26 protein-coding genes are annotated in these 26,350 nt (G+C 68.4%); 17 read left to right on the top strand and 9 right to left on the bottom strand.

Annotation, left to right across the window (positions count from 1 at the left end; translation table 11 throughout):
- Positions 1 to 52 precede the first annotated feature (52 nt).
- Entirely contained in the window at positions 53 to 682 is a 630-nt protein-coding gene (locus ACWPXK_RS14145) for a TetR/AcrR family transcriptional regulator (protein WP_454196573.1), read from the top strand.
- Positions 682 to 2,205 (top strand): ArnT family glycosyltransferase, encoded by a 1,524-nt coding sequence (locus ACWPXK_RS14140; protein WP_454196572.1) that lies wholly within the window; start codon positions 682 to 684, stop codon positions 2,203 to 2,205. Before ACWPXK_RS14145 ends, ACWPXK_RS14140 begins: the two co-directional genes overlap by 1 nt.
- A 9-nt stretch (positions 2,206 to 2,214) precedes the next feature.
- Here the strand turns inward: ACWPXK_RS14140 and ACWPXK_RS14135 are convergent, their stop codons facing one another.
- The gene (locus ACWPXK_RS14135) at positions 2,215 to 4,314 is read right to left on the bottom strand and encodes an acyltransferase family protein (protein ID WP_454196571.1); all 2,100 of its coding nucleotides are present in this window, start codon (positions 4,312 to 4,314) and stop codon (positions 2,215 to 2,217) included.
- 207 nt (positions 4,315 to 4,521) lie between these two features.
- Here ACWPXK_RS14135 and ACWPXK_RS14130 point away from each other — a divergent pair, with 207 nt between their 5' ends.
- Genes ACWPXK_RS14130 through ACWPXK_RS14120 form a run of 3 tightly spaced genes read left to right on the top strand, consistent with a single transcriptional unit; the run spans position 4,522 to position 6,742 of the window.
- Positions 4,522 to 5,004, top strand: coding sequence for a cation:proton antiporter regulatory subunit (locus ACWPXK_RS14130; protein WP_454196570.1), 483 nt, complete (start codon positions 4,522 to 4,524; stop codon positions 5,002 to 5,004).
- Between the two features lie 6 nt (positions 5,005 to 5,010).
- A complete protein-coding gene (locus tag ACWPXK_RS14125) occupies positions 5,011 to 6,267 on the top strand; it encodes a cation:proton antiporter (protein ID WP_454196569.1) in 1,257 nt (418 codons plus the stop codon).
- Between the two features lie 43 nt (positions 6,268 to 6,310).
- Entirely contained in the window at positions 6,311 to 6,742 is a 432-nt protein-coding gene (locus ACWPXK_RS14120) for a VOC family protein (RefSeq protein ID WP_454196568.1), read from the top strand.
- Positions 6,743 to 6,790: 48 nt separating this feature from the next.
- On the opposite strand, the gene ACWPXK_RS14115 is transcribed toward ACWPXK_RS14120, so the two are convergent.
- The gene (locus ACWPXK_RS14115; RefSeq protein WP_454196567.1) at positions 6,791 to 7,519 is read right to left on the bottom strand and encodes a peptidylprolyl isomerase; all 729 of its coding nucleotides are present in this window, start codon (positions 7,517 to 7,519) and stop codon (positions 6,791 to 6,793) included.
- Positions 7,520 to 8,226: 707 nt separating this feature from the next.
- On the opposite strand from ACWPXK_RS14115, the gene ACWPXK_RS14110 reads away from it, so the two are divergent.
- A complete protein-coding gene (locus ACWPXK_RS14110; RefSeq protein ID WP_454196566.1) occupies positions 8,227 to 9,645 on the top strand; it encodes a hypothetical protein in 1,419 nt (472 codons plus the stop codon).
- Positions 9,646 to 10,258: 613 nt separating this feature from the next.
- On the opposite strand, the gene ACWPXK_RS14105 is transcribed toward ACWPXK_RS14110, so the two are convergent.
- Positions 10,259 to 10,771 carry a nitroreductase/quinone reductase family protein gene (locus ACWPXK_RS14105; RefSeq protein WP_454196565.1) on the bottom strand — a complete coding sequence of 171 codons (513 nt, stop codon included), beginning with the start codon at positions 10,769 to 10,771 and terminating at the stop codon, positions 10,259 to 10,261.
- Positions 10,772 to 10,876: 105 nt separating this feature from the next.
- Between ACWPXK_RS14105 and arsC the strand changes: the two genes are divergently transcribed.
- Together arsC and ACWPXK_RS14095 are read left to right on the top strand one after the other, a co-directional pair.
- Positions 10,877 to 11,245 carry an arsenate reductase (glutaredoxin) gene (arsC, locus tag ACWPXK_RS14100; RefSeq protein ID WP_454196564.1) on the top strand — a complete coding sequence of 123 codons (369 nt, stop codon included), beginning with the start codon at positions 10,877 to 10,879 and terminating at the stop codon, positions 11,243 to 11,245.
- 124 nt (positions 11,246 to 11,369) lie between these two features.
- The gene (locus ACWPXK_RS14095; protein ID WP_454196563.1) at positions 11,370 to 12,050 is read left to right on the top strand and encodes a TIGR00266 family protein; all 681 of its coding nucleotides are present in this window, start codon (positions 11,370 to 11,372) and stop codon (positions 12,048 to 12,050) included.
- On the opposite strand, the gene ACWPXK_RS14090 is transcribed toward ACWPXK_RS14095, so the two are convergent.
- The gene (locus ACWPXK_RS14090; RefSeq protein WP_454196562.1) at positions 12,051 to 12,644 is read right to left on the bottom strand and encodes an NUDIX hydrolase; all 594 of its coding nucleotides are present in this window, start codon (positions 12,642 to 12,644) and stop codon (positions 12,051 to 12,053) included.
- Between the two features lie 53 nt (positions 12,645 to 12,697).
- Here ACWPXK_RS14090 and ACWPXK_RS14085 point away from each other — a divergent pair, with 53 nt between their 5' ends.
- Positions 12,698 to 13,078 carry a nitroreductase family deazaflavin-dependent oxidoreductase gene (locus tag ACWPXK_RS14085; protein ID WP_454196561.1) on the top strand — a complete coding sequence of 127 codons (381 nt, stop codon included), beginning with the start codon at positions 12,698 to 12,700 and terminating at the stop codon, positions 13,076 to 13,078.
- Between the two features lie 323 nt (positions 13,079 to 13,401).
- On the opposite strand, the gene ACWPXK_RS14080 is transcribed toward ACWPXK_RS14085, so the two are convergent.
- The 5 genes from ACWPXK_RS14080 to ACWPXK_RS14060 all read right to left on the bottom strand — a co-directional run bounded on the left by ACWPXK_RS14080 (position 13,402) and on the right by ACWPXK_RS14060 (position 17,806).
- Complete coding sequence (locus tag ACWPXK_RS14080; RefSeq protein WP_454196560.1) at positions 13,402 to 14,052, bottom strand: slipin family protein; 651 nt, start codon at positions 14,050 to 14,052, stop codon at positions 13,402 to 13,404.
- A 338-nt stretch (positions 14,053 to 14,390) separates the two neighbouring features.
- Positions 14,391 to 15,188, bottom strand: coding sequence for a helix-turn-helix domain-containing protein (locus tag ACWPXK_RS14075; protein WP_454196559.1), 798 nt, complete (start codon positions 15,186 to 15,188; stop codon positions 14,391 to 14,393).
- A gap of 256 nt (positions 15,189 to 15,444) precedes the next feature.
- A complete protein-coding gene (locus tag ACWPXK_RS14070; RefSeq protein ID WP_067470643.1) occupies positions 15,445 to 15,732 on the bottom strand; it encodes a DUF427 domain-containing protein in 288 nt (95 codons plus the stop codon).
- 111 nt (positions 15,733 to 15,843) lie between these two features.
- Complete coding sequence (locus ACWPXK_RS14065; RefSeq protein ID WP_454196558.1) at positions 15,844 to 16,407, bottom strand: NUDIX hydrolase; 564 nt, start codon at positions 16,405 to 16,407, stop codon at positions 15,844 to 15,846.
- Positions 16,408 to 16,591: 184 nt separating this feature from the next.
- Positions 16,592 to 17,806 carry a DUF418 domain-containing protein gene (locus tag ACWPXK_RS14060; protein ID WP_454196557.1) on the bottom strand — a complete coding sequence of 405 codons (1,215 nt, stop codon included), beginning with the start codon at positions 17,804 to 17,806 and terminating at the stop codon, positions 16,592 to 16,594.
- A 121-nt stretch (positions 17,807 to 17,927) separates the two neighbouring features.
- On the opposite strand from ACWPXK_RS14060, the gene dop reads away from it, so the two are divergent.
- The 8 genes from dop (at position 17,928) to ACWPXK_RS14020 (ending at position 26,310) form a co-directional block, all read left to right on the top strand.
- Positions 17,928 to 19,427, top strand: coding sequence for a depupylase/deamidase Dop (gene dop / locus ACWPXK_RS14055; RefSeq protein WP_454196556.1), 1,500 nt, complete (start codon positions 17,928 to 17,930; stop codon positions 19,425 to 19,427).
- A gap of 136 nt (positions 19,428 to 19,563) precedes the next feature.
- Positions 19,564 to 19,758, top strand: a complete 195-nt coding sequence (locus ACWPXK_RS14050) for a ubiquitin-like protein Pup (RefSeq protein ID WP_014986166.1) — start codon at positions 19,564 to 19,566, stop codon at positions 19,756 to 19,758.
- Positions 19,755 to 20,609, top strand: a complete 855-nt coding sequence (prcB, locus tag ACWPXK_RS14045) for a proteasome subunit beta (RefSeq protein WP_454196555.1) — start codon at positions 19,755 to 19,757, stop codon at positions 20,607 to 20,609. The genes ACWPXK_RS14050 and prcB overlap by 4 nt, the downstream gene beginning before the upstream one ends.
- 2 nt (positions 20,610 to 20,611) lie before the next feature.
- Positions 20,612 to 21,409, top strand: coding sequence for a proteasome subunit alpha (gene prcA / locus ACWPXK_RS14040; RefSeq protein ID WP_454196554.1), 798 nt, complete (start codon positions 20,612 to 20,614; stop codon positions 21,407 to 21,409).
- A gap of 220 nt (positions 21,410 to 21,629) precedes the next feature.
- Complete coding sequence (pafA, locus tag ACWPXK_RS14035; protein WP_174186519.1) at positions 21,630 to 22,988, top strand: Pup--protein ligase; 1,359 nt, start codon at positions 21,630 to 21,632, stop codon at positions 22,986 to 22,988.
- Positions 22,989 to 23,148: 160 nt separating this feature from the next.
- Positions 23,149 to 24,147 (top strand): helix-turn-helix transcriptional regulator, encoded by a 999-nt coding sequence (locus tag ACWPXK_RS14030; protein ID WP_454197036.1) that lies wholly within the window; start codon positions 23,149 to 23,151, stop codon positions 24,145 to 24,147.
- 13 nt (positions 24,148 to 24,160) lie between these two features.
- Positions 24,161 to 25,135, top strand: coding sequence for a helix-turn-helix transcriptional regulator (locus ACWPXK_RS14025; protein WP_454196553.1), 975 nt, complete (start codon positions 24,161 to 24,163; stop codon positions 25,133 to 25,135).
- Positions 25,136 to 25,260: 125 nt separating this feature from the next.
- Positions 25,261 to 26,310, top strand: coding sequence for a 2-dehydropantoate 2-reductase (locus ACWPXK_RS14020; protein ID WP_454196552.1), 1,050 nt, complete (start codon positions 25,261 to 25,263; stop codon positions 26,308 to 26,310).
- Positions 26,311 to 26,350 lie beyond the last annotated feature (40 nt).

The raw sequence follows: 26,350 nt of genomic DNA, 5'->3' as shown, positions 1-26,350 counted from the left end.
TTTCGTTCGTTTGAGGACCAGGTGATCTGACCGATCGTGCTAATATTTGACCATGCGGCCAGAAAATGAGCCGGGCGGCCAGCGAAGGTCGTTCATCGAAGAGGCACGGCGTCGGCAGATCATTGCCGCGGCGGTCGAGGTGATCTCCCAGGTCGGGTACAGCAACGCGTCGCTGGCGCGGATCGCCGAGCACGCCGGAATTTCCAAGGGCGTCATCTCCTACCACTTCGCGGGGAAAGACGATCTGATGACGCAGCTGGTGGTCCAGCTGTACGTGTCGGCGGCGGAATACATCGCACCCCGGGTGGGGGCGGCCGTCGGCGCGCGCGCCCAGCTGTTGGCCTACCTCGAATCGAATCTGGGCTTCATCGCCGCGAACACCACGTACGTGGCCGCGCTCGTCGACGTCGTGACGAATCTGCGTGACGCGGACGGCAATCCGAGGTTCGCGTCCGCCGATGGGGAACGCGACATCATCGTGCCGCTTGTCGACATCCTCAGCGAAGGTCAGCGCGCGGGCGATTTCGGGGAGTTCGATCCCCTGCTGATGGCCAAGTCGATTCGTGACGCCATTGATGGCGCTGCCGGACGCGCGGTCCGCGAGCCGGATTTCGCGCTTGCCGCGTACTCGGCGCATCTATGCACGTTGTTCGACATTGCGACGCGAAAAGGCGGGCACTGATGACGGAGGTATTGGAGGCCGAACGGAGCCGGACGGATTCGGGGAAGCCGCTGCCGCCTTTCGCGCTCGGCGGTGTCGGCGCGGTGTCGGCGCTTGCCGCGCTGGCGCTGCTGGTCTCGATCGGACGGTACGGATTCTTCGGCGACGAGCTGTATTTCGTCGCCGCCGGACGCAGGCTCGCAGTCAGCTACGCCGACCAGGGGCCGCTGGTGCCCGCGATCGCCCGGGTGATGGATCTGCTCGCCCCGGATTCGCTGATGGCGTTGCGGCTTCCGGCCGTGCTGATCACCGTGGCCGCCGTGGTGGTGACGGCCCAGATCGCCCGGGAGTTCGGCGGCACCCGCTCCGCGCAGGTGCTGGCCGCCGCGGCGTACGCTACCTCGCCCTTTCTGCTGGTGCAGGGCGACCAGCTGGCCACCAACACGATCGACACGGCGTTGTGGGTGGTGGTCAGCTGGCTGGTGATCCGCTGGGTCCGTACCCGCCGCGACGGCCTGCTGCTGGCGGCGGCAGTGGTCACCGCGGTGGACATGCAGGTCAAGTGGCTGATTCCGTTCTTCTGGATCGCGATCGCGATCGGTGTGGCGGTCTACGGACCGCGTGAGCTGCTGCGCCGGCCGGCCCTGTGGTGGGGCGCGGGGATCGTCGCGCTGACCACGGTGCCCAGCCTGATCTGGCAGGCGGCGCACGGGTGGCCGCAGCTACGTCTCGGGGGAGTGGTCGCCGCGGAACAGGCCACCATCGGCGGCCGCTATGTCTGGTTGCCGCTGGCGCTCGCGTCGGCGGGATTGCTCGGCGGCCTGTTGCTGGTCTATGCGGTGTGGACGCTGTTTCGAGCCGAATCCTGGCGCACTTATCGATTTCTCGGGCTGTTGCCGCTGGTGTTGATCGTGATCTTCGTGGCGACCAACGGACGCCCGTACTACGCCGCGGGCTGTTACGGAGTGCTGCTCGCCGTGGGCGCGGTGCGCTGGACGCAGAACTGGGGCCGCACGCGCGGGATCGTCGCCGTCGTGCTCGTCGCGCTGTCCACCGCACTGGTGGTGTTCTCGCTGCCCTTGCGCCCGGAGTCCGAGATCGAGCCGGTGGACACCCAGGCCCAGGCGGGCTTGGAGATCGCGGTCTACGGGCGTTTCGGCTGGTCGGAACTCGCGGCGGAGACGGCGGCCGCCTACCGGGCGCTGCCCGAACCGGAACGGGCGTCGGCCGTGGTGGTCGCCGATTCGTATTGGCAGGCAAGCGCTCTGGATGTCCACCGCACGGCCTACGGCCTGCCCGCCGTCTACAGCCCGAACCGCGGTTTCGGCTACTTCGGCACCCCACCGGACGACGCGACCACGGTGCTGTGGGTGGGCGGCACCGAGGCGGATGTGCGCGCGCACTGTGCCGAGGTGACCTCGATCGGACGCGTCGACGCCCGGCTCGGATTCCCCGGCGTCACTCGCAATGTCACCATCTGGCGCTGCGCGCAACCGCACACGCCATGGTCGCAGGCGTGGCCGGACATGCTGCGGCTGAACTGACCGTCCGCATCACCACCAGCCGAGGATCGGCGACAATTGCCTGCCGAGCTCCGGAGCGAGTGACCGCGAGTAGCTGGCCGTGAGGTGGTGCTCGTCGTGATAGATCAAGATGTTGCCTTCGGCGACCGCGCACACCTCGCGCGCGCAGACCGCGTCGGACAGGTCCAACGGGAATACGTTGGGGAACGAGGCGGCGAACTCCAGGGCCGGATTGACCTCGTCCAGCGCCGCCGTGCGTGGCATGCCGCAGCTGATCCGGTCGCCCTGCTGCGCGAGGCAATCGATCGCCCGATACCGCACGCCGTCGCGGCGTAGCCACGGAGTGTCGCGAATGGCCAGCACGTTGAGCCCCCGCTCGGCCAATTGCGACCACACGTCCGGATAGTCCGTCGGGGTTTCATCGCCGACACCGTCGCGTGGGCGGGTAGCGGTGGTGAACACCCACTGCGGCCGGTCGGCCCCCAAGCGGTCGATCACCTCGGCGGACCAGTCGCGGCAGTCCGGGATGGCTTCGCCCTTGTACCTCGGTTCCGCCGCCACGGTCAGCGGGCAGCCCATCTTCAGGTAGACCTCGACGCGGAAGCCGTGCTTGCGGGCCAGCACGTCCAGGGCGGGCACCCAGTGTTCGGCGTGTGAGCTGCCCACCACCGCCACGGTGCGGTGTGCGTCCGCGTCTCCGTAGGTACAGGTGATGACGTCGCGGGTGTCCCAGTCGGCGATGCACCCGTCGCGTGCCGGGTAGGCGAGGTCCGCTGGAGCTTCGTATACGGTCGGACGCATCCGCACTGGGGGCGCGCTCGCTCCATTGACCAGCGCTTCCGCACCGGGATAGTGCATCGGGTCGAGAAGGCCCACCGCCTCTGGCGGATTTATCCGAGTCACCACCTGTTCACTCACCGAGACCGTGAGCACGGTGAGGCCGAGCGCGGCGACGAGCCGGCCGGTTCGGCTGGTGCGAGCGGGTGTCCGGTCGGCCGACCGCCTCCGCAGCGGCTCCTCGACGAATCTGTTCGTCAGGGAGGCGAGCAGCAGCGACGCCGCGATGACGCCGAGTCCGCCGACGAGTCCCACGGTGGCGGTTCCGGTCCGCGCGAGAACGCAGATGAGGATCGGCCAGTGCCACAGATACAGCGCGTAGGCGAGTGCGCCGAGCCGCACGGCGCCGGGCGCGCCGAGCAGACGGTTGGGCAGCGGCCGCGCGCCGGCGGGCAGGTTGCTGCCCGCCACGATCAGCGCCACTGCGGCGCCCACCGGAACCAGCGCCGCCGGACCGGGAAACCGGTCGGCGCCATCGATCAGCCAACCGCAGGTCAACACCCCGACCGCGCCGAGCACGGCCGCGGCCACGCGCACCAGCCGCGGGGGCGACAGCCATGGCGCCGCGACCGCCAGCAGTGCCCCGGCCAGCAGCTCCCAGGTCCGCGCGAAACTGTCGTAGTAGTTCCAGCCCTGGTGCACCGCGGTGCCGTGCGCCGCGTAGACGAAGGAGGCCACCGCGCCCGCCGCGAGGACGATCGCCAGAACCGGCCGCAGCGCGGCAGGACCCGCGAAACGCCTGCACAGCCGCGCCGCGAGCGCGACACCGAGCAAGGCGGCCAGGTAGAACTGCGTCTGCACCGCCATCGACCACAAATGTTGCAGCGGGCTCACGGACGGATCGGCGGCCAGGTAGTCCGACCAGGACAGCGCCAGATACCAGTTCTGGTAGTACAGCAGCGACGCCAGCGTTTGCGCGGCGATCTCGCCCCACTGGGTGAACGGCCGTAGCAGAATCGTCGCCGCGACGACCGCGGCGAGCACGGTCACCAGGGCCGGTAGCAACCTGCGGGCAAGCCTGCGCGCGGTGCGCAGGACCAGGACCGCGCCGGTGGATTCCGCGCCGCGCAGCAGCGAGCCGGTGAAGAAGAACCCGGACAGGACGAGGAAGACGTCCACCCCGCCCGAAACCCGGCCGAACCAGACGTGGAACGCCACCACCAGCGCGATCGCCACCCCGCGCAGCCCGTCCAGGTCGTGCCGGTAGCCACTGTCCTTCTCGCGCGGCGGTGCGCCCGCGACGACGAGCGCACCCGGTCGTCGTAACCGGTTCACCACACGGGCGACCGTCACAGGACTCGCATGCTGCGGCCGGATCGGAAGCCGGCAGTGACGGCTCGGCGACGAGCGAATGTACGGGACACGTCATTCCTCTTACCACGCGTGGTAAACCACGGTCCATCAAGCGAGTTGGAGTGTCGTGCGGAAACGGCGGTATCGATACGGACAATTCGGTCACCTGCCGTCTTGGTGGCTACCCGTGGTCGATAGGGTGGAGTGGTGAACGTTGAGGTGACGCCCCTTCCCGGTATCGGTGTGCGCAAGGAGTTTCCGCTGGCCAGCACGCGGCGCCGGATAGGGGTGATCGATCATCGTGACGGCACGATGGACCTGATCGTGAGCAAGGTCGACAACCCCGACGAGACCGAACAGATACCGTTGTCCGCGAAAGAGGCCGCCGTGCTGGCCAACCTGCTCGGTGCGCCGCAACTGGTCGAGCAGCTGCGCGAAGAGCACCGCCAGTTCACCGGGCTGACCACGCGCCAGATGTCCATTCCGGATCGCTCCCGCTACGACGGGCGCAGGCTGGGCGAGACCCAGATGCGCACGCGGACAAAAGCGTCCATCGTCGCGGTGGTGCGCGGCGGGCAGCCGATTCCGTCGCCGGGACCGGACTTCACCTTCACCGCCGGTGACGTGCTCGTCGTCGTCGGCACGGTGGAGGGCCTGGACGCCGCCGCCAAGATCCTGACGGACGGCTGAGCGGCGATGGTGGCGCACGAGACCGCGCTCGCGCTGATCCAGCTGGGCGCGGTGTTCTTCGGCCTCGGCCTGCTCGGCCGGATCGCCGCGCGCATCGGCATGTCGCCGATCCCGCTGTACCTGATCGGCGGGCTGGTGTTCGGCACGGGCGGCTTGGTCGAGCTGCGGCAGGTCGACGACTTCATCCACCTGGCCAGCGAAATCGGCGTCGTCCTGCTGCTTCTGCTGCTCGGCTTGGAATACAGTGCGGCGGAACTCGTCACCGGTATGCGCCGATCGTGGGCCGCGGGCGTCATGGACATCGTGCTCAACGCCACACCGGGCGTGCTGGTCGCCCTCGCGCTCGGTTGGGGTTTCACCGGCGCGATCGCGATGGCGGGCGTCACGTATATCTCGTCCTCGGGCATCGTCGCGAAAGTGCTCAACGATCTGGGCAGGCTCGGTAACCGCGAGACACCGGTGGTGCTGTCCATCCTGGTGTTCGAAGACTTGGTAATGGCCGGGTATCTGCCGGTGCTCACGGCCGTGCTGGCCGGTGTCGGTTTCCTCGCCGGGCTGAAGACGTTGAGCATCGCCCTGATCGCCGTCACGGTGGTGCTGATCGTCGCGTTACGCTATGGCCGCTACGTCTCTGCGATCGTCGACAGCGAGGTTCGCGAGATCTTCCTGTTGAAGCTGTTGGGCTCCGCGCTGCTGGTGGCCGGAGCGGCCTCCGCGGTGCAGGTGTCCGCGGCGGTGGGTGCGTTCCTGCTCGGCATCGCGATTTCGGACTCGACCGCACACAACGCCACCAAGGTTCTGGAACCGCTGCGCGATCTGTTCGCGGCGCTGTTCTTCGTGCTGTTCGGATTGAGCACCGATCCTGCGACCATCCCGCCGGTGCTGGCCTGGGCGTGCCTGCTGGCGTTCGTCACGACGGCGAGCAAGGTCGCCACCGGATGGTGGGCGGCCAAGCGCGCCGGTGCGGGCCGCTACGGCCGGGCGCGCGCGGGCACCGCTCTGGTCGCCCACGGTGAGTTCTCGATCGTCATCGCAGGTCTCGCCGTCTCGTCGGGCGCCGTCCCCGGCGAGTTCGCCGCCCTGGCCACCACCTACGTGCTGCTGATGGCGGTTCTCGGCCCGATCGCCAGCCGAATCGTCGAGCCGGTTCTCGCGATGGTGCTCCGACGCCGCACGGTGTCCGCTGACCGACACCTTCCGCAGGATACTGGTCCGATACCGATGTCCGATTCGTTCAAGACGTCCGGCGGACAGGAGAGTTGACTCGACTCGGCAAATAGTCGGTCGAGAATTCGGAGGTGCCGCCGTGCAGGCGCGACTCAATGTGATCAGCCTCGGTGTGCGCGACTTGGAGCGCGCACTGCGTTTCTATCGGGAGCTCGGCTTGTCGTCGCCGGGCATCATCGGCACCGAATACGTCGGCGACGAGCGGAATCCCGGTGGTTCGGTCGTCATGTTCACGCTGGACAACGGGCTCATTCTGGCCCTGTATGGGCGCGAGGACCTGGCAAAGGACGCGGGCATCCCGCTCGACCGTGTCGACGGCTCGCCGGTCAGCCTCGGGTGGTTCGTCGGCAGCCGCGCGGAGGTGGACAAAGCCTTGGAACTCGCGCACACGGCGGGCGGGAGCCTCGTGCATCCGGCGAGGCAGCGGCCGTGGGGCAGCTACGCGGGCTACTTCGCGGACCCGGATGGCCATCTCTGGGAGGTCGTGTATTTCGAGGAGCGCGGCAGCTGATTCCCGGCCACCGCGGTGGCGGCGCCACGCCGCCACCGCGATAGGCACTCAGTTGCGCACGGCCGCAACGGAATCGAGCACGACGCCGACGGCCGGTGCGCCGTCGCCCGAACGATCCTTGACGCCAGCGGCGGCGATGGACGTGAGCACGTCCATGCCCGCGGTGACCCGCCCGAACGGGGTGTAGTCGGGCGGCAACTGGCTGTCGCGGTAGACCAGGAAGAACTGGCTGCCATTGGTGCCGGGGCCCGCATTCGCCATCGCGACAGTGCCCGCCGGGTATGTTGCGCCCGCCAGGTTCTCGTCGGGGAAGCGATAGCCGGGGCCGCCCGTACCGGTCGCCGTCGGGTCACCGCACTGCAGGACGTAGATGCCCTCGGTGGTGATCCGGTGACACGTCGTGTGGTCGAAGTACTGCTCACCGGCAAGGAACACGAACGAGTTGACCGTGCGCGGCGCGCGCGCCGCGTCCAGCGCGATGGTCACGGTGCCGCACGTGGTGGCCAGCGTCGCCGTGTACCCGGCGTTGGGATCGATGGTGAGGCCGGGCTCGGCGGGCCACTGCTTGCCGTTCGGCTGACCCGCGACCGGAGCGGCGCAGGTGGCCGGGGCTTGCTCCCGTGCCGGCCCGGGGTTCGCCGAGACGCCGCCAGCCGTGAACACCGCCACCGTCGCGCCGACCGCCAAGATGCCGATAACCCGCAGCGAGCGCCACGGTAAGCGCCGTCGCCCCGCGCGCCGACCGTTGACGAGTTGTCGCGCCTGCACTTTGCTCACCGCTGGAAATCTCCTTCATTCGGGATACGCACCGGACGATGCAGCGCGAATCATTCCATTTCGACCCGCGCGCCGTGGGCGTACGGCCCGATTACCCACCATGCGGGGCGGGCACACATCGGTCTGGGCCCGGGCGCGGACCCTGCGGATGTGGCCCCTACCCTGAATCCCGCTCGGGCGGACGGGTTCCGGTGTCTCGACGGGTGCCGGGTGTGGCTTGGATGTGGCTGCTGCGGTTGGTGGCTTTCCAAGGCTGGCCGCCCGGTATCTGGACGGCTCGGCCGCTGATACGAAAATCACGCAGCGTTTCGTCGATCGGAAGCGGTTGGAGGGCACGACACGGCAGCCTTCTCGACGCGATTTTCGACACCGCCGGGAGTCGTCGCTCCAGGCGGTCCGGACGGCCGGACCGGCGCTGCGGGACCGAACGATTCTCGAGACCTGGCTGTGGTCGATCGGAGCGAGATTCAGGGACCCGGCAGGTCATCGTGGTGGTGTATTTGTCGGGAATGGGCTCCGTGTCCGGCTCGGGTGCGGGAGAATTGTCGCTGGAGTTGGGGTGCCGGGCCGGTGGGTTCGGTGCGCGTTCTGATCGCTGTGTTGATCGTTTTCCGTGGCTATGTACCGATGCCGTCGATGGCTTGGTTTGGCGTGCGTTTTTCTGGGTCTTCGGCGGTGTCGGCAGCGGACGAAAGGGGGGATTCGTTATGCCTGAAGGGTCTGACCCGCACTCCGGCGAGCAGCACATGGGGCCGGGGGCTGCCAGTATCGAGGAACTGACCGACCCGACTACCGCGCCAGAGCAGGAGCAGCCGCGCTACACCGTCAGCGACGCCGAAGCGCGTCAGATAGCGGGGGCGCAACTGGAGGAGGCGCGGCTGCTGGACGAGGAGCAGATCGCGCAACTGCCGGCCGAGGCTCGAGAGGAGATTCGCCAGACTCAGCGCGAGCTGGGCGCCTTGGGCGTGGAAGTGCACCCAGTGTTCAAGTGGTGGGGTTTCGAGATCCGCCTCAACGCCGAGGCTGCCAGGCTCGCCGCCCAGATCACCGAGCAGGTGGGCAAGATCGTGGCCAACTATCCGAAGCTGAAGCCGATCGCGCCGTTGATCAAGGCGTGTTTCAAGCTGAAGGCCGCCTGGATCAAGGCGGTGGGTGGGGACTACGGCTGCAGGCTCGTTTCCCCGTGGATCGCGCCGGGCATGCTCATCCCGATCTCGCTGGCGCCCAAGGACGACACCAGCTTGTGGTGGACGGTCTACGGCCGCAATGCCGACACCGGCCAGTACGGCTGGAGCACGGACGAGAAATTCACCGGCCACTTCTCCAAGTCCAACCCCGCCCTGGCGGTCTATCAGGGGAAGCTGTACTGCGCGCACCGCGGCAACACCAACGACGCCTCGCTGTGGTGGACGATGTACGAAACCACCCGAGCCGACGCCGGTGAACCCAAGAGCGGGTGGACACCGGACACCAAATTCCCCGCGCACTACTCCGCCGCGGGACCCGCGCTGGCCACTTTCGGTAACTACCTGTACTGCGCGCACCGCGGCAACGGCAGCGACACCCGCCTGTGGTGGAGCCGCTTCGACGGCACCCGGTGGAACTCCGACCAGGTGCTGGGCGGGCAGACCAGCCACGCCCCCGCTCTTGCGGTATTCAACGGCCAGCTCTGGTGTGTCTACAAGGGCTACAACAACAACCGGTTGTACTCGCGAACCTTCGACGGCACCCGATGGAGCGGCGAATCGGAGATGGCTCCCCAAACCGACTCCAACCCCGCCCTGGCCGTCTACAGGGACCAGCTCTACGCGGTCTACAAGGGCAAGGGCACCACGATGCTGTGGTACACCCGCCGCGGGAAAAGCGGCGGGTGGGAAGGCGACCGGGCGCTGGGTGCGCACGCCAGCCAGGAAGGACCGGGACTGGCGGTGTACGGCAACGACCTCTACTGCGTGCACCGCGGCGGCTCCACCGCACGCCTGTACTGGACCCGCTTCGACGGCTCCAGCTGGAGCCGCGACGCCGAATTCCCCGGCCACTACAGCGAACAAGGCCCCGCCCTCGTCACCTACCGCGACCCGAACGGCACCGAAGACCAACTGCTGTGCGTACACCGCGGCTCATGAACACACCGCACAAACCCCACTGAACACGCGACTCCCGGCCACGCACCCACTGCCGCGCCGGGCACACAACGTTGAACCGCGATGGGCCCCGCCGCGAGCGGGGCCCATCACTCCAAATCGAGAGTACCGATAGGTGCCGGCTTGCGGCACGCCCAGAGCGGGTCACCCGCTCAGTTGTGCACTCACACAGACCGGAGAACTGCCCAACAATGGATCGAATCTCAACAACCCTCCGTCTTGCCGTCCGGCCTGGTCCGCACCTCGACTCGCTCGTACGCATGCCACAACAAACAGCAGCCACTGGACAACGTCCTGAAACGCCGCTGACCGGTCGCGCAGCGACGTCTGGACGGCGTCGACAGCGCCACTCGCTCTACCGGTCTCGGATCGCCCGACCACATCCCTCTCGACCAAGCAGCAGTGAACCGACCCGCGGACCGGATAGCCTTGGCAGGATGCTGATCCCGTCGGTCAACCACGCCGTGCCCATGGGACACGGCCACGTTGACAATCGGGATTGAGAGCCTTTCGGCTTCTTCCGGCGCTGGAGCGGTGCACGATCCGCGCACCCGGCGTTCGCGGTGGCGGCGCGTTCGCCGAGCGATTGCCGCGGTCACCGCGGCGTCAGTTCGACCACGACGCCGCCCTGCTGCCAGGTCTGGTAGATGTCGGCCTTCGACGGTGAGCCATCGGCGGTGAAGCCGATCCCGTTGAACTTCGCGTTCTGCGGGTTGTCCCGCGCGACGATCTCGTAGAGCCGCAGCACGTCGGCCTCGGCGGTGTGCACCACGGGATCGAAGGTGCGTGGCTTGCCGCCGAACGATGCCCGCACGGGGTCGCCCGCGCGCAGATTCTTGACCCACGGGCGAAGGGCGGTTCCGATCAGCAGGGTGTCGCCGTGCTTGGTGTAGGCCAACGGCACGTCGTAGACCGCGCCCGACTTACGCCCGACGACGTGCAGGATCATCAGCCGTTTCCCGACGACGCCGGAGATGCCCGGCACGCGCAGCAGCGTCCGCACGATCCGATTGACGACCTTCTGGTAGGACCGGATGGGTTCGGGACCGGACGTGGTCGGTGTGCCGTAAGGGTTTTCGGACGAATCGGGAACAGATGCCTCGCTCATGCACCCAGTATCGAAGCACGTACCGCGGTACGCGCCCGTACGGCCGAGATTCGCCAGCACCGTGGCCCGTACTGTCGCTGAAAGCACCCTCGGTACCCTGCCGGTATGACTTCCGGGCAGACCGAGATCTGGCACAACCCGCGGTGCAGCAAGAGCCGCAACGCCACGGCGTTCCTGGACGATGCCGGTGTCGACTACACCGTGCGGAAGTACCTGGATCAGCCGCCGACCGCCGCCGAACTCCGAGACGTGTTGCGGCGGTTGGGTGCCGAACCATGGGACATCACCCGCACCGGCGAGCAGATCGCCAAGGACCTGGGCATGGCGAGCTGGGGGCGCACCGCCGCGGACCGGGACCGGTGGATCGAGGCGCTCGTCGAACATCCGAATCTGATCCAGCGCCCGATCGTGCTCACCGCCGACGGCGCCGCGGTGGTCGCGCGCGACGAGGCCGCGCTGCGCGACCTGCTCTGACGATCACCCATCCCGGCGCCCGGATCTGCGAGCCGATCCAGCCGAGATCGCGTAGCGGTGTCCGCTGTGCGGAGCGGATCCGGCCCACCCTACGGTTCCGGCTCTGCGGGTAGGGTCGGCGGGCATGAAGGTACAACTGCGCCACAGCCCCGCCTCGACCGTAGCGCGGTGCTTTCTCGCCGGGGGCGAACCGATGCGCGTCGAGAGCGGCGCCATGGTCGCCCATTCGGCGGGAATCACGTTGCAGGCCAAGGCCGAAGGCGGCATCCTGGCCGGGTTGAAGCGGTCGGTGCTGGCCGGCGAATCGTTCTTCGTCTCGACGTTCACCGCGCCGCCGGAGGGCGGCTGGGTCGACGTGGCACCCGCACTGCCCGGCGACATGCTGAACCTGCAGATCACCCAGGACCGGCCGTTCTTCATCAGCCGCGGAGGCTGGATCGCCAATTCCTCCGGCGTGCAGGTGGAGGGCAAATGGGGTGGCTTCGCGAACCTCTTCGGCGGCGAGGGCGGTTTCGGTCTGCGGGCGCACGGTGAGGGAGAGGCGGTCGTCGGCGTGTTCGGCGCGATCGATGTCATCGATCTGCAGCCGGGGGAGCCGATCACGATCGACACCGGTCATGTGGTCGCCTACGACTTGGCGATGAATTTCAGCATCCGGCGGGCGGTTTCGGGTCGTTCGATCCAGTCGCTGAAGTCCGGCGAGGGATTCGTGTTCGACTTCACCGGTCCCGGCCGGGTGCTGCTGCAGACCCGCAACCCCGGCGCGTTCGCCGCTTGGGCGGGATCGGCCGCCTCGTCCAGCTGATCATGGTGTGAGCCCCGCCGCGTCCTCCGGTCGCCGTGCGGCGAGCAGGTCGGGGATCAGCAGCCGGGTGTCGGGGACGAACGGCCAATCCGGGTCGGCCAGATGTGCGCGCAGCTCGGCGTCGGTCCACCACCAGCCGTCGGCGATCTCGTCGGGTTGGTGCCGGACCGGCCCGTCGTAGCGCAGTTCGTAGGCGAACAGATGGCAGCGCATCGGCCGGCCGTCCCACTCGCCATCCCAGGTGGCGGTTGCCAGTGGGGCGAGCTCTTCGGGATCGGGCGTGACGCCCAATTCCTCGGCCAGTTCGCGCAGGGCGGTGTCGCACGGTGATTCGCCCGGCGCGACCACCCCGCCCGCCAGACAGTCGTGCATACCCGCGAACACCAGTTTGGTGTCGGTGCGGCGGTGCACGTAGACCCGTGCGCCGTCGCACGAACGCAGCAGCACACCGGCACTGGCATGCCACAATCCGTCGCGGTAGACGGTAGCGCGCTCCGCGGCGCCGATCGGGTTGCCCGCGGGGTCGTAGACCGCGATCGGTTCGGTGCGCGGGTCCCCGGTGTACGGCGAGTCACGATGCGGCGGAGCGGACATTGATCGAGAGTAACGTGAACACCGCACGCCACCCTGAGAGAGGATCGCCGCCCATGGTGCTTCCGCACGCACTGGCGAATTTCAACCGGCATGTCACCAACCCGACCACGGGCCTGGTCGCGGGCCGGGCGCCGGGTTTCGGCATCGTGCTACACAAAGGCAGGAAGTCCGGGCGGTCCTACCGGACGCCGGTGATGGTCTTCGACCAGGACGGCGCCTACCGTATCGCGCTGACCTACGGGCGAAACGTGGACTGGGTCAAGAACATTCGCGCCGCGGGCGGATTCGCGCTGGAGACCCGCGGACGCGTCGTCGAGCTGACCGACCCGGTGGTTCGGCACGACCGGTCCGCGAGCTGGGCGCCGCTCGGTGTCCGGCAGGTCCTGAAGACAATCTCAGCCGAGTACTACGTCGAGGCCATCGCGGCGGACTGAGCCGGGACAGGTGCTCCTGCGCCCGAGCAATGCGGGGGATGGCTGACCGGCAAAGACGCAGATATCGCCTCTGGCCCTCGGACAGGTTCGCTGCGTGAGCGCTTTCGAGCGGATGTTGTCCGCCGGGCGGCCGATCAGCCTGCCGTCGCTGACCGACCGTGCGTCGGCGTGCTCGGCGTCGTCGTGGGTGTGCCAGTCATCCGGACGCACGGCGCTGCTGTCCGGCTCGGCCCCAGTCAGGGGAGCTGATCCACACGCGAACGCCGAGCCGGGGGACTCGTCCAACGGCTCGACGTCCGGGTGTGCGGTGTTGCGCGTGGCGGTTAGGCGTTGTCGCGCGGGTCGAGCACCACTTGGGCGCCGGGCACCGTCGCGACCTGCAGCGTCCGCAGGCGCAACAGAGCCGGGTGCTGCTCGAGCAGCCGCGCGGTATTGGCCAGCGAGCGCAACGCCGCCGCCTCCGCACGCGACTTTTCCAACTCGGCACGGCCGCGTTCCTTGGCCAGCACCGTCTCCAGCGCCGCCTTGCGCAGTTCGCCGGGCAGCATCAGATCGCGAGCGCGGACCCCGGCGACCCGGATTCCCAGGTTCGCCACGGCCGCGCCGATTTCATCGGGATCACCGGTGAGCAAACCGCGATCGGCGATGAGCTCGTCGAGGGTGTGCGTGGCGACCGCGCCGCGGGCGGCGTCCTGGACCGCGGCGTAGAGCACCGTCTCCGCGTTCTGCGCGCCCGTGGTGAACGCGACCGGATCGGTGACCTGCCACTGCGCGGTGTAACTTGCGCGCAGTGCCAGCCCGTCGCGGGTGAGCAACTCCTGCCCGGTGACATACAGCAGCCGGGGGCGCATGTCGACCTCGATCAGCGTGCAGCGCTTCGCGTCGTACCGGTGTCGCCCCGGCTCCAGAATCCGCTCCAGCGTGCCGTCCCGGTACAGCAGCGTGCGCTGCCACTCCATCACCGTGGTGTACATGGTCTCACTCCTTCCCGCGACGTAAGTCGTTGTGCGCGTTGCCCTTCGGATGCCTCCGTCACGGACGCGGCGGACGCGGCGGGGGCGTTGCCGGACGGTGCCGGTCGGCCCGCAGAGCCGCGTCTGGCGCAAATGGCCATGACGGAGGACATCGGGAGAGGAATCGAACCCCTACAGACTTAAAAGGTCTGCGCCCACCTGAAGGACGTGGCTGCGCCGACACGGGGAACGCGGTCCGGAGAATCCGGTGCGCCCCTTGCGCAACCGAGAACGACGATAGAGAACCAGGTAGGCGGAACGCGAGCCATTTTCGCCTCGATGGTCTCGCGTCGGCAGGGCTATGCGTCCGGAGTTGCCTCGCCGGTGCGGGTCAGCGCCGACGGCGGCAGTCCGAAGGTGCGACGGCAGGTGCGGGTCAGGTCCGCGCCATCGGAGAAACCGGCCGCTTGCGCCGCCATCGTGAGATCATCCCCGGCCAGCGTCCGGGTCCGCGCGATGTGCAACCGCAGCCAGAGAATATAGCGGCGCAACGGGATTCCCATCTGCTCGCTGAACAGCTGGGTCAGCCGCGGTGCCGGAACACCCAGCTGCCGTGCGACATCCGCGCCCCGCACCGAGCCCGTCCGCACCAACGCGGGCAGCAGGTGCAGCGCCGCGGTTACCACGGCGTGCCGCTGGCTCTTTCCGTCCGCGGGATCGCGCGGCAGCAGATCGTCGACGACGGTGCCGACTTGGGTGGCCAGGTCGGCGTCGAGGTCGGCGATCCCGACGGTGTCCGCGCTGTCGGTCCAGCCGTTGAGGTGGGCCCTGTGGTCGGCCGCCGCGCCTGCGGCGGTTTCCGGGTCGAGGTAGATCGCGGTGCCGTGTGCGGCGCCGACATCGACTCGGTGCGGCGCGTCGGTGGGAACGATGACGTGGGTGCCCTGCTTGCGGACGCCGCTGCCGTCCACCACGACGATCGGGGTACGAGCGGCGACGATCTGCACGGCATGGTGCGCGTGCAACTCCGTCGGCCCGATCGATCCCGTGATGGCCAGGACCCCGGGCCGCAGCAGGGCCGCGCCCGCCGGCGGAGGTTCGTCGGCCGCGCCATCGGCCGCTGGCGAGAAGCCGTTGGTGACCAGAGCCTTCATCATGGGCTGCTCCCGGCAGACGCGCTCGCTGAATCCTTCGACGAGACTAGCTTTTTCGCGCACGCGACATTCGCGCTTTGCCGATCGCCGCCGCTGGCATGTGGGCCGAACTCACCACCGACCCGGTCGTGCGCACTCATCGTGACCGGTCCTTGCCACGCGAACTCGGGAACCAGCCCCGCCACCGATCTCTCCGCGGTGGTCGGCGGCTGTCGCTCCCGGAGCGCCCCGGCGTGCGGGCGCCGAGGAAAGTTCCGGGTCAGTTGTCGGTCACGTCCACACCGCGCCAGAAGGCGACGTAATCCTTGATCTGCGCGGCTTTGGGCTTCGGGTCGGGGTAGTACCACGCGGCGTCGGGGTTGGTCTCGCCGTCGACCACCACGGTGTAGTAGCTGGCGGTGCCCTTCCACGGGCAGATCGTGTTGGTGTCGGAGGGCTGGAAGAACTCCGAGCGCACCGAATCCGGCGGGAAGTAGTGGTTGCCCTCCACGATGATGGTGTCGTCGCTGGTCGCGAGGACGCGGCCGTGCCAGGTTGCCGTTGCCATATCTCGATTCTGCCCCAGTTCCACGGACGGTGGGCGGGCCGGCGGGCGGACCTTGTCGCTCCCGGTCCGGCGGATTCGCCAGTCCTACCCCAATTCGGGCAGTTCATGCGGTTATGCGGGGCGGTTCCGATTCGTCATCGGTGGAGCCGCCGAGCGGTGGAGTTCGACGGCCAATGCGATGAGTTCGCTCATATGATCGCCGTCGGTCCGGGCGCGCCGCATGGCCTCGGCGACGGGGAAGGTGCGGACCTCGAGGATCTGTTCGGCATCCTCGGGGTTGGTCGGTGCGGAGTCGAGTACCACGTCCGCGGTGCACCACAGCCACGCCCTGTGTGGATGCGGCTGCCACTCGTAATGGGGCGCGGGCTGGTTGCTCGTCGCGTGGTGGGCGCCGAACCATCGAATCGGGCCGACCGGGCGCGCGCCCGCCTCCTCGCGCAGCTCCCGGCGAACGCACGCGTCGACGGACTCGCCGCGCTCCCTGGTGCCGCCGGGAACCAGCCAGACGTCGCGATCGTCGCGGCAGAGCACGATCTCCTCGCCGACGAAGCACACGACGTGGATATTGGTGACCAGCTCGTCGGACGGAAGCGTGGTGGAGAAACGCACGTCCAGATCACCCCAGGCCCAGTGCGTCGGCGCGTGCAGCAACGGGTAGCGGTCGGCGAGCGTCACAGCTCGACGGTAGCGGTCGCCGACCACGATGTCCGCTGGTTTCCCCCGGATTGCGAAAATCCAGCGCGAGACATGAAGCGACGCAGCTGGATTCGGCCGTGCGAGCACTTCACCGACGGCAATGGCCGGGCCGCGTGCTCGACCACACCGAGGCGGTCGAGGCCGCGGGCAGCGCTGGTGGACGTCATCGCTCTCGGGCCAGTGCCCGGTAGCTGACGTGCCACAGCCACTCCACCGGTCCCCGCTCGAAGCGGCGCAACCATAGGTGTGCACCGACGGCGATGATCAGCGACACCAGCAGATAGACCCCGACGGTGAACGGAACCCGGTCGCCGGGCGAGACCCGCGCGGCGAGCCCGAAACCCCAGCCGTAGCACAGGATGGACGCCACCAGGTTCTGCAGGATGTAGCAGCTGAGCGCGGTCCGGCCGATCTCGGTGAGCCGACGCCCGGCGAATCCGGCCCGCGGCCGCCGCACGTACCACTCGGCTGCCGCCGCGAGAATGCCGAGGGAGACGAACGGAGCGCTGCCGTAGCGGGTGAACAGGATGAGATCACCGCCACCCGCGATACCGGCGATCAGGTCGATCGGCGCGGCGACGCCCAAGCCGATGATCATGAGCCGCTTGCGGATCCGCGCGCCATCCGGGCGGAACACCCCCGCGCGGAACAACCGGGCGCCGACCAGGAACAGCGCGACCGACATCGCGAACACGAAGACCGCCTCGATCCGGAACATGACCGCGTTCTCCAGCCGGAACAGCGCGAGCTCCCAGAACGACCCGTCCGCGTAGGGATTCGGGTCCAGTGGCCGATCCGCCGCCGAATCCTCTTGCGGTAAGAAGGCCATGGCGATCGCGATCAAGGTCAGCATGGCCACGTGCACGCTTACCGCGCCGACCAGCCAGCGTCGCTGCGCCCGCTCGCCGGTGGCCAGCACGAACGCGACGACCAGGCCGGTCACGGCGTAGCCCATCAGCACGTCGAACTCGGCGACGAACACGAAATTCAGCAGGCCGTCCAGGAACAGCAGTCCCGCGCGCCACGGGTACTTGCCCGGCCAGCGCCGCCCGGCTCTGGTCGCCGAGCCTCGCTGGATGGCCAGGCCGATACCGAACATGATGGTGAGCAGCCCGAGGAACTTGCCCTGCGCCAGTTGCTGGAGCACCCGCTCGGTCCACATCCATCCGCCGGATGACCCGCCCAGCTCTTGGAGGTAGCCGACCAGCCCCCGCGGGTGGGTCAGGATCCAGATGTTGGTGCCGAGCGTGCCGAGAATGGCGATACCGCGGAGCACGTCCAAGGCGACGAGCCGGGTGGGTGCGGGTGACTGCCGCGGAGCCGCCGTGCCGGGGCGGCCCGGCGTGTCGGCGTGCGGATCGGCGATCGATTCGGTCATGCCCAGACTATCGCGCCGACCTGCGCCGCGACGGGTCCTCCGTAAGTACCACCTACGGTATGACATTCAACTCCGCCGGTCGCGACGGGTGCGGCGGGGCTCGTCGCCTAGGCTCGACACCATGCAGCGCATCATCGGAATAGAGGTCGAATACGGCATCTCGACCCCAACCGAGCCGTCGGCCAACCCGATCCTCACCTCCACGCAGGCGGTTCTGGCCTACGCCGCGGCCGAGGGCGTACCGCGTGCGAAGCGGACCCGCTGGGACTACGAGGTGGAGTCGCCACTGCGCGACGCGCGGGGATTCGACCTGAGCCGGATGAACGGCCCGGCTCCGGTGATCGACGCCGACGAGGTCGGTGCGGCCAACATGATCCTCACCAACGGCGCGCGGCTCTACGTGGACCACGCCCACCCGGAATACTCCGCGCCGGAGGTCACCGACCCGCTGGACGCGGTGATCTGGGACAAGGCAGGCGAGCGGGTGATGGAGGCCGCGGCACGGCATGCCTCGAGCGTGCCGGGGGCTCCGCGGCTGCAGCTGTACAAGAACAATGTCGACGGCAAGGGCGCCTCCTACGGCACGCATGAGAACTACCTCATGAGCCGGGAGACGCCGTTCAACCAGATCATCGTCGGCCTCACGCCGTTCTTCGTGTCCCGCCAGGTGATCTGCGGGTCCGGCCGGGTCGGCATCGGCCAGTCCGGTGACCAGGCCGGGTTCCAGCTGTCCCAGCGGTCGGACTACATCGAGGTCGAGGTCGGCCTGGAGACCACGCTCAAGCGCGGGATCATCAACACGCGCGACGAACCGCACGCCGACGCCGACAAGTACCGCAGGCTGCACGTCATCATCGGCGACGCGAACCTGGCCGAGATGTCGACCTACCTGAAGGTCGGCACCACCGCCCTGGTGCTCGACCTGATCGAGGCGGGCGAGGACCTGTCGGATCTGCAGCTGGCCCGCCCGGTCACCGCGGTGCACACGATCAGCCACGACCCGACGCTGCGCGCGACCGTCGCGCTCGCCGACGGGCGCGAGCTGACCGGTCTGGCACTGCAGCGCGTCTACCTGGACCGGGTGATCAAGTTCGTCGACCGCACCGGCAACGACGACAAGCGCGTCCAGGACATCATCGAGAATTGGGCCATGGTGCTGGACCTGCTCGAACGCGACCCGATGGAGTGCGCGAACCTGCTGGACTGGCCCGCCAAGCTGCGCCTGCTGGAGGGCATGCGCCACCGGGAGGGCCTCGGCTGGGCGGCCCCCAAGCTGCACCTGATGGACCTGCAGTACTCCGACGTGCGGCTGGACAAGGGTCTCTACAACCGCCTGGTCGCCCGCGGCTCGATGAAGCGGCTGGTCACCGAACAGCAGGTGCTGGACGCCATGACCAACCCGCCCACCGACACCCGCGCCTACTTCCGCGGCGAATGCCTGCGCCGCTTCGGCGCCGACATCGCGGCCGCGAGCTGGGATTCGGTGATCTTCGATCTGGGCGGCGATTCCCTGGTGCGCATCCCCACCCTGGAACCGCGCCGCGGCACGAAGGCGCATGTCGGCAAGCTGCTCGACGGCGTGGACACCGCCGCCGACCTGGTCGAGCAACTGACCACCTGACACCGCACGGCGGCAAAATCGGCACACTGTCGGTGCTGGTAGGTAGTGTTGAGTGACGAGCACGGACAATGCTCATGATCGGGATCGTGCTCACGATGGTTCCCGGTCATGATGAGGACAGAGGAGGTCGGCTGCCATGGCACAAGAGCAGACCAAGCGCGCCGGGGGCGGCGACGAGGACGAGGGCCCGGACGGTGTAGACGCCGCCGGTCAGGAGCGCCGCGAGAAGCTGGCGGAGGAAACCGACGACCTGCTCGACGAGATCGATGACGTGCTCGAGGAGAACGCCGAGGACTTCGTCCGCGCGTACGTGCAGAAAGGTGGCCAGTGACAGTCGGTGACCCCTCGCGTCTCCACCTGGGGTACGCCCTCTCTTCCTTCTCCGAATACCTACGCATGCATGCCCCGGACCTCTTGCCTGCCATGAGGTTCGGACAGGGTGCCGCCGGAATTTCCGGCGGCACTTCCGCGAAGGACATCGCTCCGCACGGCACCACCATCGTCGCGGTCAGCTTCCGCGGCGGTGTGCTGATCGCCGGTGACCGGCGCGCCACGCAGGGAAACCTGTTGGCCAGCCGGGACATCGAGAAGGTCTTCATCACCGACAGCTATTCCGCTGCGGGCATCGCGGGCACCGCGGGCATGGCGGTGGAGATGGTGCGGATCTTCGCGGTGGAGCTGGAGCACTACGAGAAGCTCGAGGGCGTGTCGCTGACCTTCGACGGCAAGGCGAACAAGCTGTCGAAGATGGTGCGGGAGAATTTGCCCGCGGCCCTGCAGGGCCTGGCGGTGGTGCCGATTCTGGTCGGCTACGACCTGGACGCCACTGATCCGGACAAAGTGGGCCGCATCGTGTCGTTCGATGTGGTGGGTGGACGCAGCGAGGAACGTTTCGGGTACGCCGCGGTCGGTTCCGGCTCGATGTTCGCGAAGTCCGCGCTGAAGAAGTTGTACGCCAAGGGAATCGATCAGGACCGTGCGCTGCGCATCGCCGTCGAGTCGCTCTACGACGCGGCCGACGACGACACCGCGACGGGTGGCCCGGATCTGGTGCGCGGCATCTTCCCGACGGCGATTCTGATCGATGAGGAGGGTGCGGTCGAGGTGACCGAGTCGCGGCTCGCGGAGATCGCTCGCGGGATCGTCGCCGACCGCGAGGCCGCCGAAGAAGGGAGCGCCTGATCATGACGTTGCCGTACTACGCATCGGCCGAGCAGATCATGCGCGACAAGACCGAGCTGGCGCGCAAAGGCATCGCTCGGGGGCGCAGCGTCGTGGTGCTGACCTACGACAAGGGTGTGCTGTTCGTCGCGGAGAACCCGTCCGCGACGCTGCACAAGGTGAGTGAGCTCTACGACCGGGTCGGGTTCGCCGCGGTCGGTAAATACAACGAGTTCGAGAACCTGCGCAGGGGCGGCATCCTGCAGGCCGATATCCGCGGCTATCAGTACGACCGCCGCGACGTCACCGGCCGCGCGCTGGCCAACGCCTACGCGCAGACTCTCGGCACGATCTTCACCGACCAGCTCAAGCCGTACGAGGTGGAGATCTGCGTGGCCGAGGTGGGCTATCCGGAACAGGCCGCGCAGTCGGTGCTGTACCGGATCACCTACGACGGCTCGATCGTGGACGAGCGGGAGTTCGTGGTGATGGGCGGCACCACCGAGCCGATCGTCACCGCGCTGAAGGCGTCCTACCAGCCAGGTCTGGACCTGGCCTCCGCGATCGGTGTCGCGGTGCACGCGCTGCAGGCACGGGCACCGGAAGGCCTGGAAAAGGAGAAGCGGATGCTCGACGTGAGCTCGCTCGAGGTCGCCACGCTGGAGCAGGCGCGCCCGCGCAGGGCGTTCCGGCGGGTCACCAATACCGCGCTGGAGCGTTTGCTCAGCCCGGCGGGGGCCGACACCTCCGCGTCCAAGAACGGCAAGCCCGAGTCGAAGGACGAGGAAGCCCCGGGGGAGGACACTCCCTCAGCGGAGTGACCCACCCGGACGAGGAGGCGCGACGGCCCGCGAACGATGGCTTGTTCGCGGGCCGTGCCGTCATGTCCGGGTGCGGTGCCGAGGTGGGCATCCTTCCGGCGGAACCGCCGTTTCGCACGCGCAAATTCCGACAAAGCGGGCCAAATCGTTGTGAAGACGTATGCATACGGGTTGTTCGCTGCCCCACGCAAGTCCCTGTCATGGCTGTAATGTCGATGGTGTGCAGCGACGAATTATGGGGATCGAGACCGAGTTCGGTGTGACATGCACCTTCCACGGTCACCGTCGACTGTCCCCCGACGAGGTGGCCCGGTATCTGTTCCGCCGGGTGGTGTCCTGGGGCCGTAGCTCGAACGTGTTCCTCCGCAACGGTGCCCGGCTCTACCTCGATGTCGGGTCGCACCCGGAGTACGCGACCGCGGAGTGCGACAACCTGGCGCAATTGGTGACCCACGACCGTGCGGGCGAGCGGGTCCTGGAAGAGCTGCTGATCGACGCCGAGCAGCGTCTGGCCGAAGAAGGCATCGGCGGCGACATCTATCTGTTCAAGAACAACACCGACTCCGCGGGCAACTCCTACGGCTGCCACGAGAACTTCCTCGTGGTCCGCGCGGGGGAGTTCTCCCGGATCTCGGATGTGCTGCTGCCGTTCCTGGTGACTCGCCAGCTGATCTGCGGCGCGGGCAAGGTGCTGCAGACGCCGAAGGCCGCCACCTTCTGCCTGTCGCAGCGCGCCGAGCACATCTGGGAGGGTGTCTCCTCGGCGACCACCCGCTCGCGACCGATCATCAACACCCGCGACGAGCCGCACGCCGACGCGGAGAAGTACCGCCGCCTGCACGTGATCGTCGGTGACTCCAACATGTCCGAGACCACCACCATGCTCAAGGTCGGCACGGCCGCCCTGGTGCTGGAGATGATCGAGGCGGGCGTGTCGTTCCGCGACTTCGCCCTGGACAACCCGATCCGCGCGATCCGCGAGGTCAGCCACGACCTGACCGGCCGCCGGCCGGTGCGCCTGGCGGGCGGCAGGCAGGCCAGCGCCCTGGACATCCAGCGGGAGTACTACGCCCGTGCGGTGGAGCACTTGCGCAACCGGGACCGCGATCCGCAGATCGACCAGGTGGTCGACCTGTGGGGACGGACCCTGGACGCGGTCGAGGCGCAGGATTTCGCGAAAGTCGACACCGAGATCGACTGGGTGATCAAGCGCAAACTGTTCCAGCGCTATCAGGACCGCTACGGCATGGAACTGTCCGATCCGAAGATCGCCCAGCTGGATCTGGCCTACCACGACATCAAGCGCGGACGCGGCGTGTTCGACCTGCTGCAGCGTAAGGGCCTGGCCAAGCGCGTCACCGAGGACGAGGCGGTGGACGCCGCGGTCGACACCCCGCCGCAGACCACCAGGGCCAAGTTGCGTGGCGATTTCATCACCGCCGCCCAGGAGGCAGGACGCGACTTCACCGTCGACTGGGTGCATCTGAAGCTGAACGACCAAGCGCAGCGCACCGTGCTGTGCAAGGACCCGTTCCGGTCGGTCGACGAGCGCGTGGATCGCCTGATTGCCTCGATGTGATGAAGCGCTGTCTCGGCGCTGATGTAGCGCTGAGCCAGCACAACGTAGAGCAAGGCGCCGGGTCTGCCCTGTCAGGTCGAATTGATCTCCTGAACATGTGACCGACCGAAATCGCGCGCCGCCGCGCGGCGACGCCACCATGCCGATTACCCTCTATCGCGTGGCGATATCCAAGGTCGAGCGGCTGATGAATCTGGTCATCGCGCTGCTGTCGACCCGGCAGTTCCTGACCGCGGAGCGGATCCGGGACAGTGTCGCCGGTTACGAGGACTCCGTCAGCGACGAGGCGTTCAGCCGGATGTTCGAGCGGGACAAGAACGAGTTGCGTGATCTCGGTATTCCGCTGGAAGTGGGACCGGTGAGCCGGTACTCGACGCTCGAGGGCTACCGGATCAACCGGGACGCCTACGAACTACCCGATATCGACCTGACCGACGAGGAGGCCGCCGCCGTCGCGGTGGCCGTGCAGATGTGGGAGTCGCCAGAGCTCGCCGCGGCCGCCGAGGGCGCGCTGCTCAAACTGCGCGCGGCGGGCATCCACGTGGAGACCGACGCCGCGGTGGCGTCGGTGCCCGCCGTACCGGCCCGTACCCGCGGGTCGGAACCGGTGCTGGGCAAGCTGCTGGCCGCGATCGACGCGGGGCAGGCGGTGCGATTCGAGCACCGCGGCGCGATCAACGCCCCATACCTGATGCGCGACGTCGAGCCGTGGGGTGTGGTCACCCACCACGGCCGGTGGTACCTGGTCGGGCACGACCGGGCCCGCAACGCGGTGCGCAGCTTCCGGTTGTCCCGGATCGGCGACGAGGTGACCCCGTACGGGCCGCGCAACGCGGTCCGCAAGCCCGAGGGCGTCGACCTGCGCGCCATCGTCGACCAAGTCACCAGCACGGCGCCGGTCAGCGGAACAGCCACGGTGTGGGTGGCGGAGGGCCGCGGGCGTGAGATTCGCAGGATCGGTGAGGTGACCGGCGAGCGCGCCATCGGCGGCCGCCCTGGCTCCGTGGTGGAACTGCCGGTGCGTTCCCGTGACTGGCTGGCCCGGCTCATCACCGGTCTCGGCCCGGACGCGGTGGTGCTCGCCCCCGAGATCCTCAGGTCGGACGTGATCGCCCGGCTGCGCTCGGTGTTCGACCACACGGAGGTGCGAGCCCGATGAGAGTGATGTCGTCATGAGTTCCCGGCTCTCGGTCCGGCTGTCGCGGCTGCTCAACATGATTCCGTACTTCATCGCCCACCCCGGCATCAGCGCCGCCGAGGCCGCCGCCGACCTGGGTGTGACCACCAAGCAGTTGATGAGCGACCTCAACCAGCTGTGGATGTGCGGGCTGCCCGGCTATGGCCCCGGCGACCTGATCGACCTGTCCTTCTCCGAGGAGAGCATCGAGGTCACCTTCTCCGCCGGCATCGATCGGCCGTTGCGGCTGACCTCGACCGAAGCGACCGCACTGCTGGTCGCGCTGCGCTCGATCGTGGACATGCCCGGAATGGTCGACCCCACCGCGGCGCACGCGGCCATCGCCAAGATCGAATCGGCCATCGCGGGCGGGTCGGCCTCCGCCGAGGACGAGCAACGCATGCCGCCGCGGGAAGCACCCGCCGTCGCCGCCGTGCGCTCGGCGCTGGCGCTCGGTCGCGCGGTGCGCCTGGTGTACTACTCCGCCAGCCGCGATGTGGTGTCCGAACGCATCGTCGACCCGATCCGCATCGTCCTCGTGGACGACAACAGCTATCTGCAAGGGTGGTGCAGGCAGGCCGAAGGTGTGCGGCTGTTCCGCTTCGACCGGATCGAGGCCGCGACCGAACTGGACGAGCCGGCCCGGCCGCCGAAACACGCCACCGACGCGACCGCGGGCCTCGACCTGTTCCAGGACGATCCGGCGGTTCCCCTGGCGCGGTTGCGCATCCACGCCGACTACGCTTGGGTACTCGATCAATACCCGATGCACCGGCTCGCGGTACACCCGGACGGCAGCCTGGAGGCGACCATGCGGTTCGCCACGCTGGACTGGATGGCGCGGCTGCTGCTCGGTTTCGGTGCCGGCGTCACCGTTCTCGGTCCGCCGGAACTGGTCGCGGCCGTGCGCGAGCGGTCCAACGCCGCCCTGGCCGCCTACGAGGAAGCCGGATACCTGGAGGCCCGATGAGGGACAACCCAACAGCGCGCCGCCGAGCGGCGGCGCACCGGAGGCTCGATGTGCGGTAGTTCGCCCGGCGCCTTACGCAGCGGTCGAGTGCAGGTCTTCCGCCGGACACGAGAGGCGGGAACGGCGTGAACACTCGTGTGCTGGTGATCGGAGCGGGCAGCATCGGCAACTTCGTCGGCGGCAAGCTGGGCGTGGCCGGTGCGGACGTCACCCTGGTCGGTCGCAGGCGGATGCTCGACGAGATCACCGCGTCCGGGCTACGGCTCACCGACCTCGACGGCGGCGACGACGCGCTCGCGGCGGACCGGTTCCGCGTCGCCACCGAGCCGGAAGACGCCGGATCGGCCGATCTGGTGCTCGTCACGGTGAAATCGGCGGCCACGGCGGACGCGGTGCGCGAACTCTGCGGGAAGATCCGGCCCGGCACCGTGGTGTTGAGCCTGCAGAACGGCATCGGCAACGACTCGGTGATCCGGGAGATCCTGCCGCAATGCGTGGTGCTGGCCGGCATGGTGATGTTCAACGTCGTGCACCATCCCGGCGGACGCTTCCACCGCGGCACCGAAGGCGGCCTAGCGGTGCAGGACGACCCGGCTCTCGCGCCGTTTCTGGACGTGTTCGAGCGCGCGGGACTCGAATTGCGCCGGTATCCGGATCTGCGCCCGGTGCAGTGGGCGAAGCTGCTGCTCAACCTGAACAATCCGATCAACGCGCTGTCCGGGCGCCCGCTGCGCGAGGAACTCGCCGACCGCGACTATCGCCGCTGCCTCGCGCTGACCCAGCGCGAAGCGCTCGCGGTGATGAGCCGGGCACGCATTCGCCCGGCGCGGTTGACCCCGCTGCCACCCCGTCTGATGGCCGGGCTGCTGACCGTCCCCGACGCTCTGTTCCAGCGGGTGGCCGGGCAGGTCCTCGCCATCGATCCGGTGGCACGGTCGTCCATGGCGGATGATCTGGCACTGGGCCGCAAGACCGAAATCTCCTGGCTGTGCGGCGAAATCGTGGGGCTGGGCGCGATGGTCGGGATGCCGACGCCGGTGAATCAGCGGTTGATCGAATTGATCGTGGCCGCCGAACAGGGCGACCGGCGGGCCTGGACCGGTCCGGAACTGCTCGGCCAGCTGCGAGACGCCGCGGCGGGCGGGTCGGCCGAACGGCGGGCGAACGAGCGGTGACGGCGGCGTTCGCGCACGTCACGGTCCGGTAGCATCGAGA

It is taken from the genome of Nocardia sp. Marseille-Q1738 (genome assembly GCF_965283145.1).
Note: the sequence above shows the minus strand (reverse complement) of the source record. Positions and strands in the feature narration are given on the sequence as shown.

Coding starts and splice junctions, on each gene's coding strand:
- prcA (WP_454196554.1), top strand. CDS start 20,612: ATGACGTTGCCGTACTACGCATCGGCCGAGCAGATCATGCGCGACAAG.
- ACWPXK_RS14060 (WP_454196557.1), bottom strand. CDS start 17,806: ATGACCGAATCGATCGCCGATCCGCACGCCGACACGCCGGGCCGCCCC.
- ACWPXK_RS14075 (WP_454196559.1), bottom strand. CDS start 15,188: ATGATGAAGGCTCTGGTCACCAACGGCTTCTCGCCAGCGGCCGATGGC.
- dop (WP_454196556.1), top strand. CDS start 17,928: ATGCAGCGCATCATCGGAATAGAGGTCGAATACGGCATCTCGACCCCA.
- ACWPXK_RS14085 (WP_454196561.1), top strand. CDS start 12,698: ATGGTGCTTCCGCACGCACTGGCGAATTTCAACCGGCATGTCACCAAC.
- ACWPXK_RS14095 (WP_454196563.1), top strand. CDS start 11,370: ATGAAGGTACAACTGCGCCACAGCCCCGCCTCGACCGTAGCGCGGTGC.
- arsC (WP_454196564.1), top strand. CDS start 10,877: ATGACTTCCGGGCAGACCGAGATCTGGCACAACCCGCGGTGCAGCAAG.
- ACWPXK_RS14140 (WP_454196572.1), top strand. CDS start 682: ATGACGGAGGTATTGGAGGCCGAACGGAGCCGGACGGATTCGGGGAAG.
- ACWPXK_RS14125 (WP_454196569.1), top strand. CDS start 5,011: ATGGTGGCGCACGAGACCGCGCTCGCGCTGATCCAGCTGGGCGCGGTG.
- ACWPXK_RS14105 (WP_454196565.1), bottom strand. CDS start 10,771: ATGAGCGAGGCATCTGTTCCCGATTCGTCCGAAAACCCTTACGGCACA.
- ACWPXK_RS14025 (WP_454196553.1), top strand. CDS start 24,161: ATGAGTTCCCGGCTCTCGGTCCGGCTGTCGCGGCTGCTCAACATGATT.
- ACWPXK_RS14145 (WP_454196573.1), top strand. CDS start 53: ATGCGGCCAGAAAATGAGCCGGGCGGCCAGCGAAGGTCGTTCATCGAA.
- ACWPXK_RS14070 (WP_067470643.1), bottom strand. CDS start 15,732: ATGGCAACGGCAACCTGGCACGGCCGCGTCCTCGCGACCAGCGACGAC.
- ACWPXK_RS14080 (WP_454196560.1), bottom strand. CDS start 14,052: ATGTACACCACGGTGATGGAGTGGCAGCGCACGCTGCTGTACCGGGAC.
- ACWPXK_RS14110 (WP_454196566.1), top strand. CDS start 8,227: ATGCCTGAAGGGTCTGACCCGCACTCCGGCGAGCAGCACATGGGGCCG.
- ACWPXK_RS14050 (WP_014986166.1), top strand. CDS start 19,564: ATGGCACAAGAGCAGACCAAGCGCGCCGGGGGCGGCGACGAGGACGAG.
- ACWPXK_RS14090 (WP_454196562.1), bottom strand. CDS start 12,644: ATGTCCGCTCCGCCGCATCGTGACTCGCCGTACACCGGGGACCCGCGC.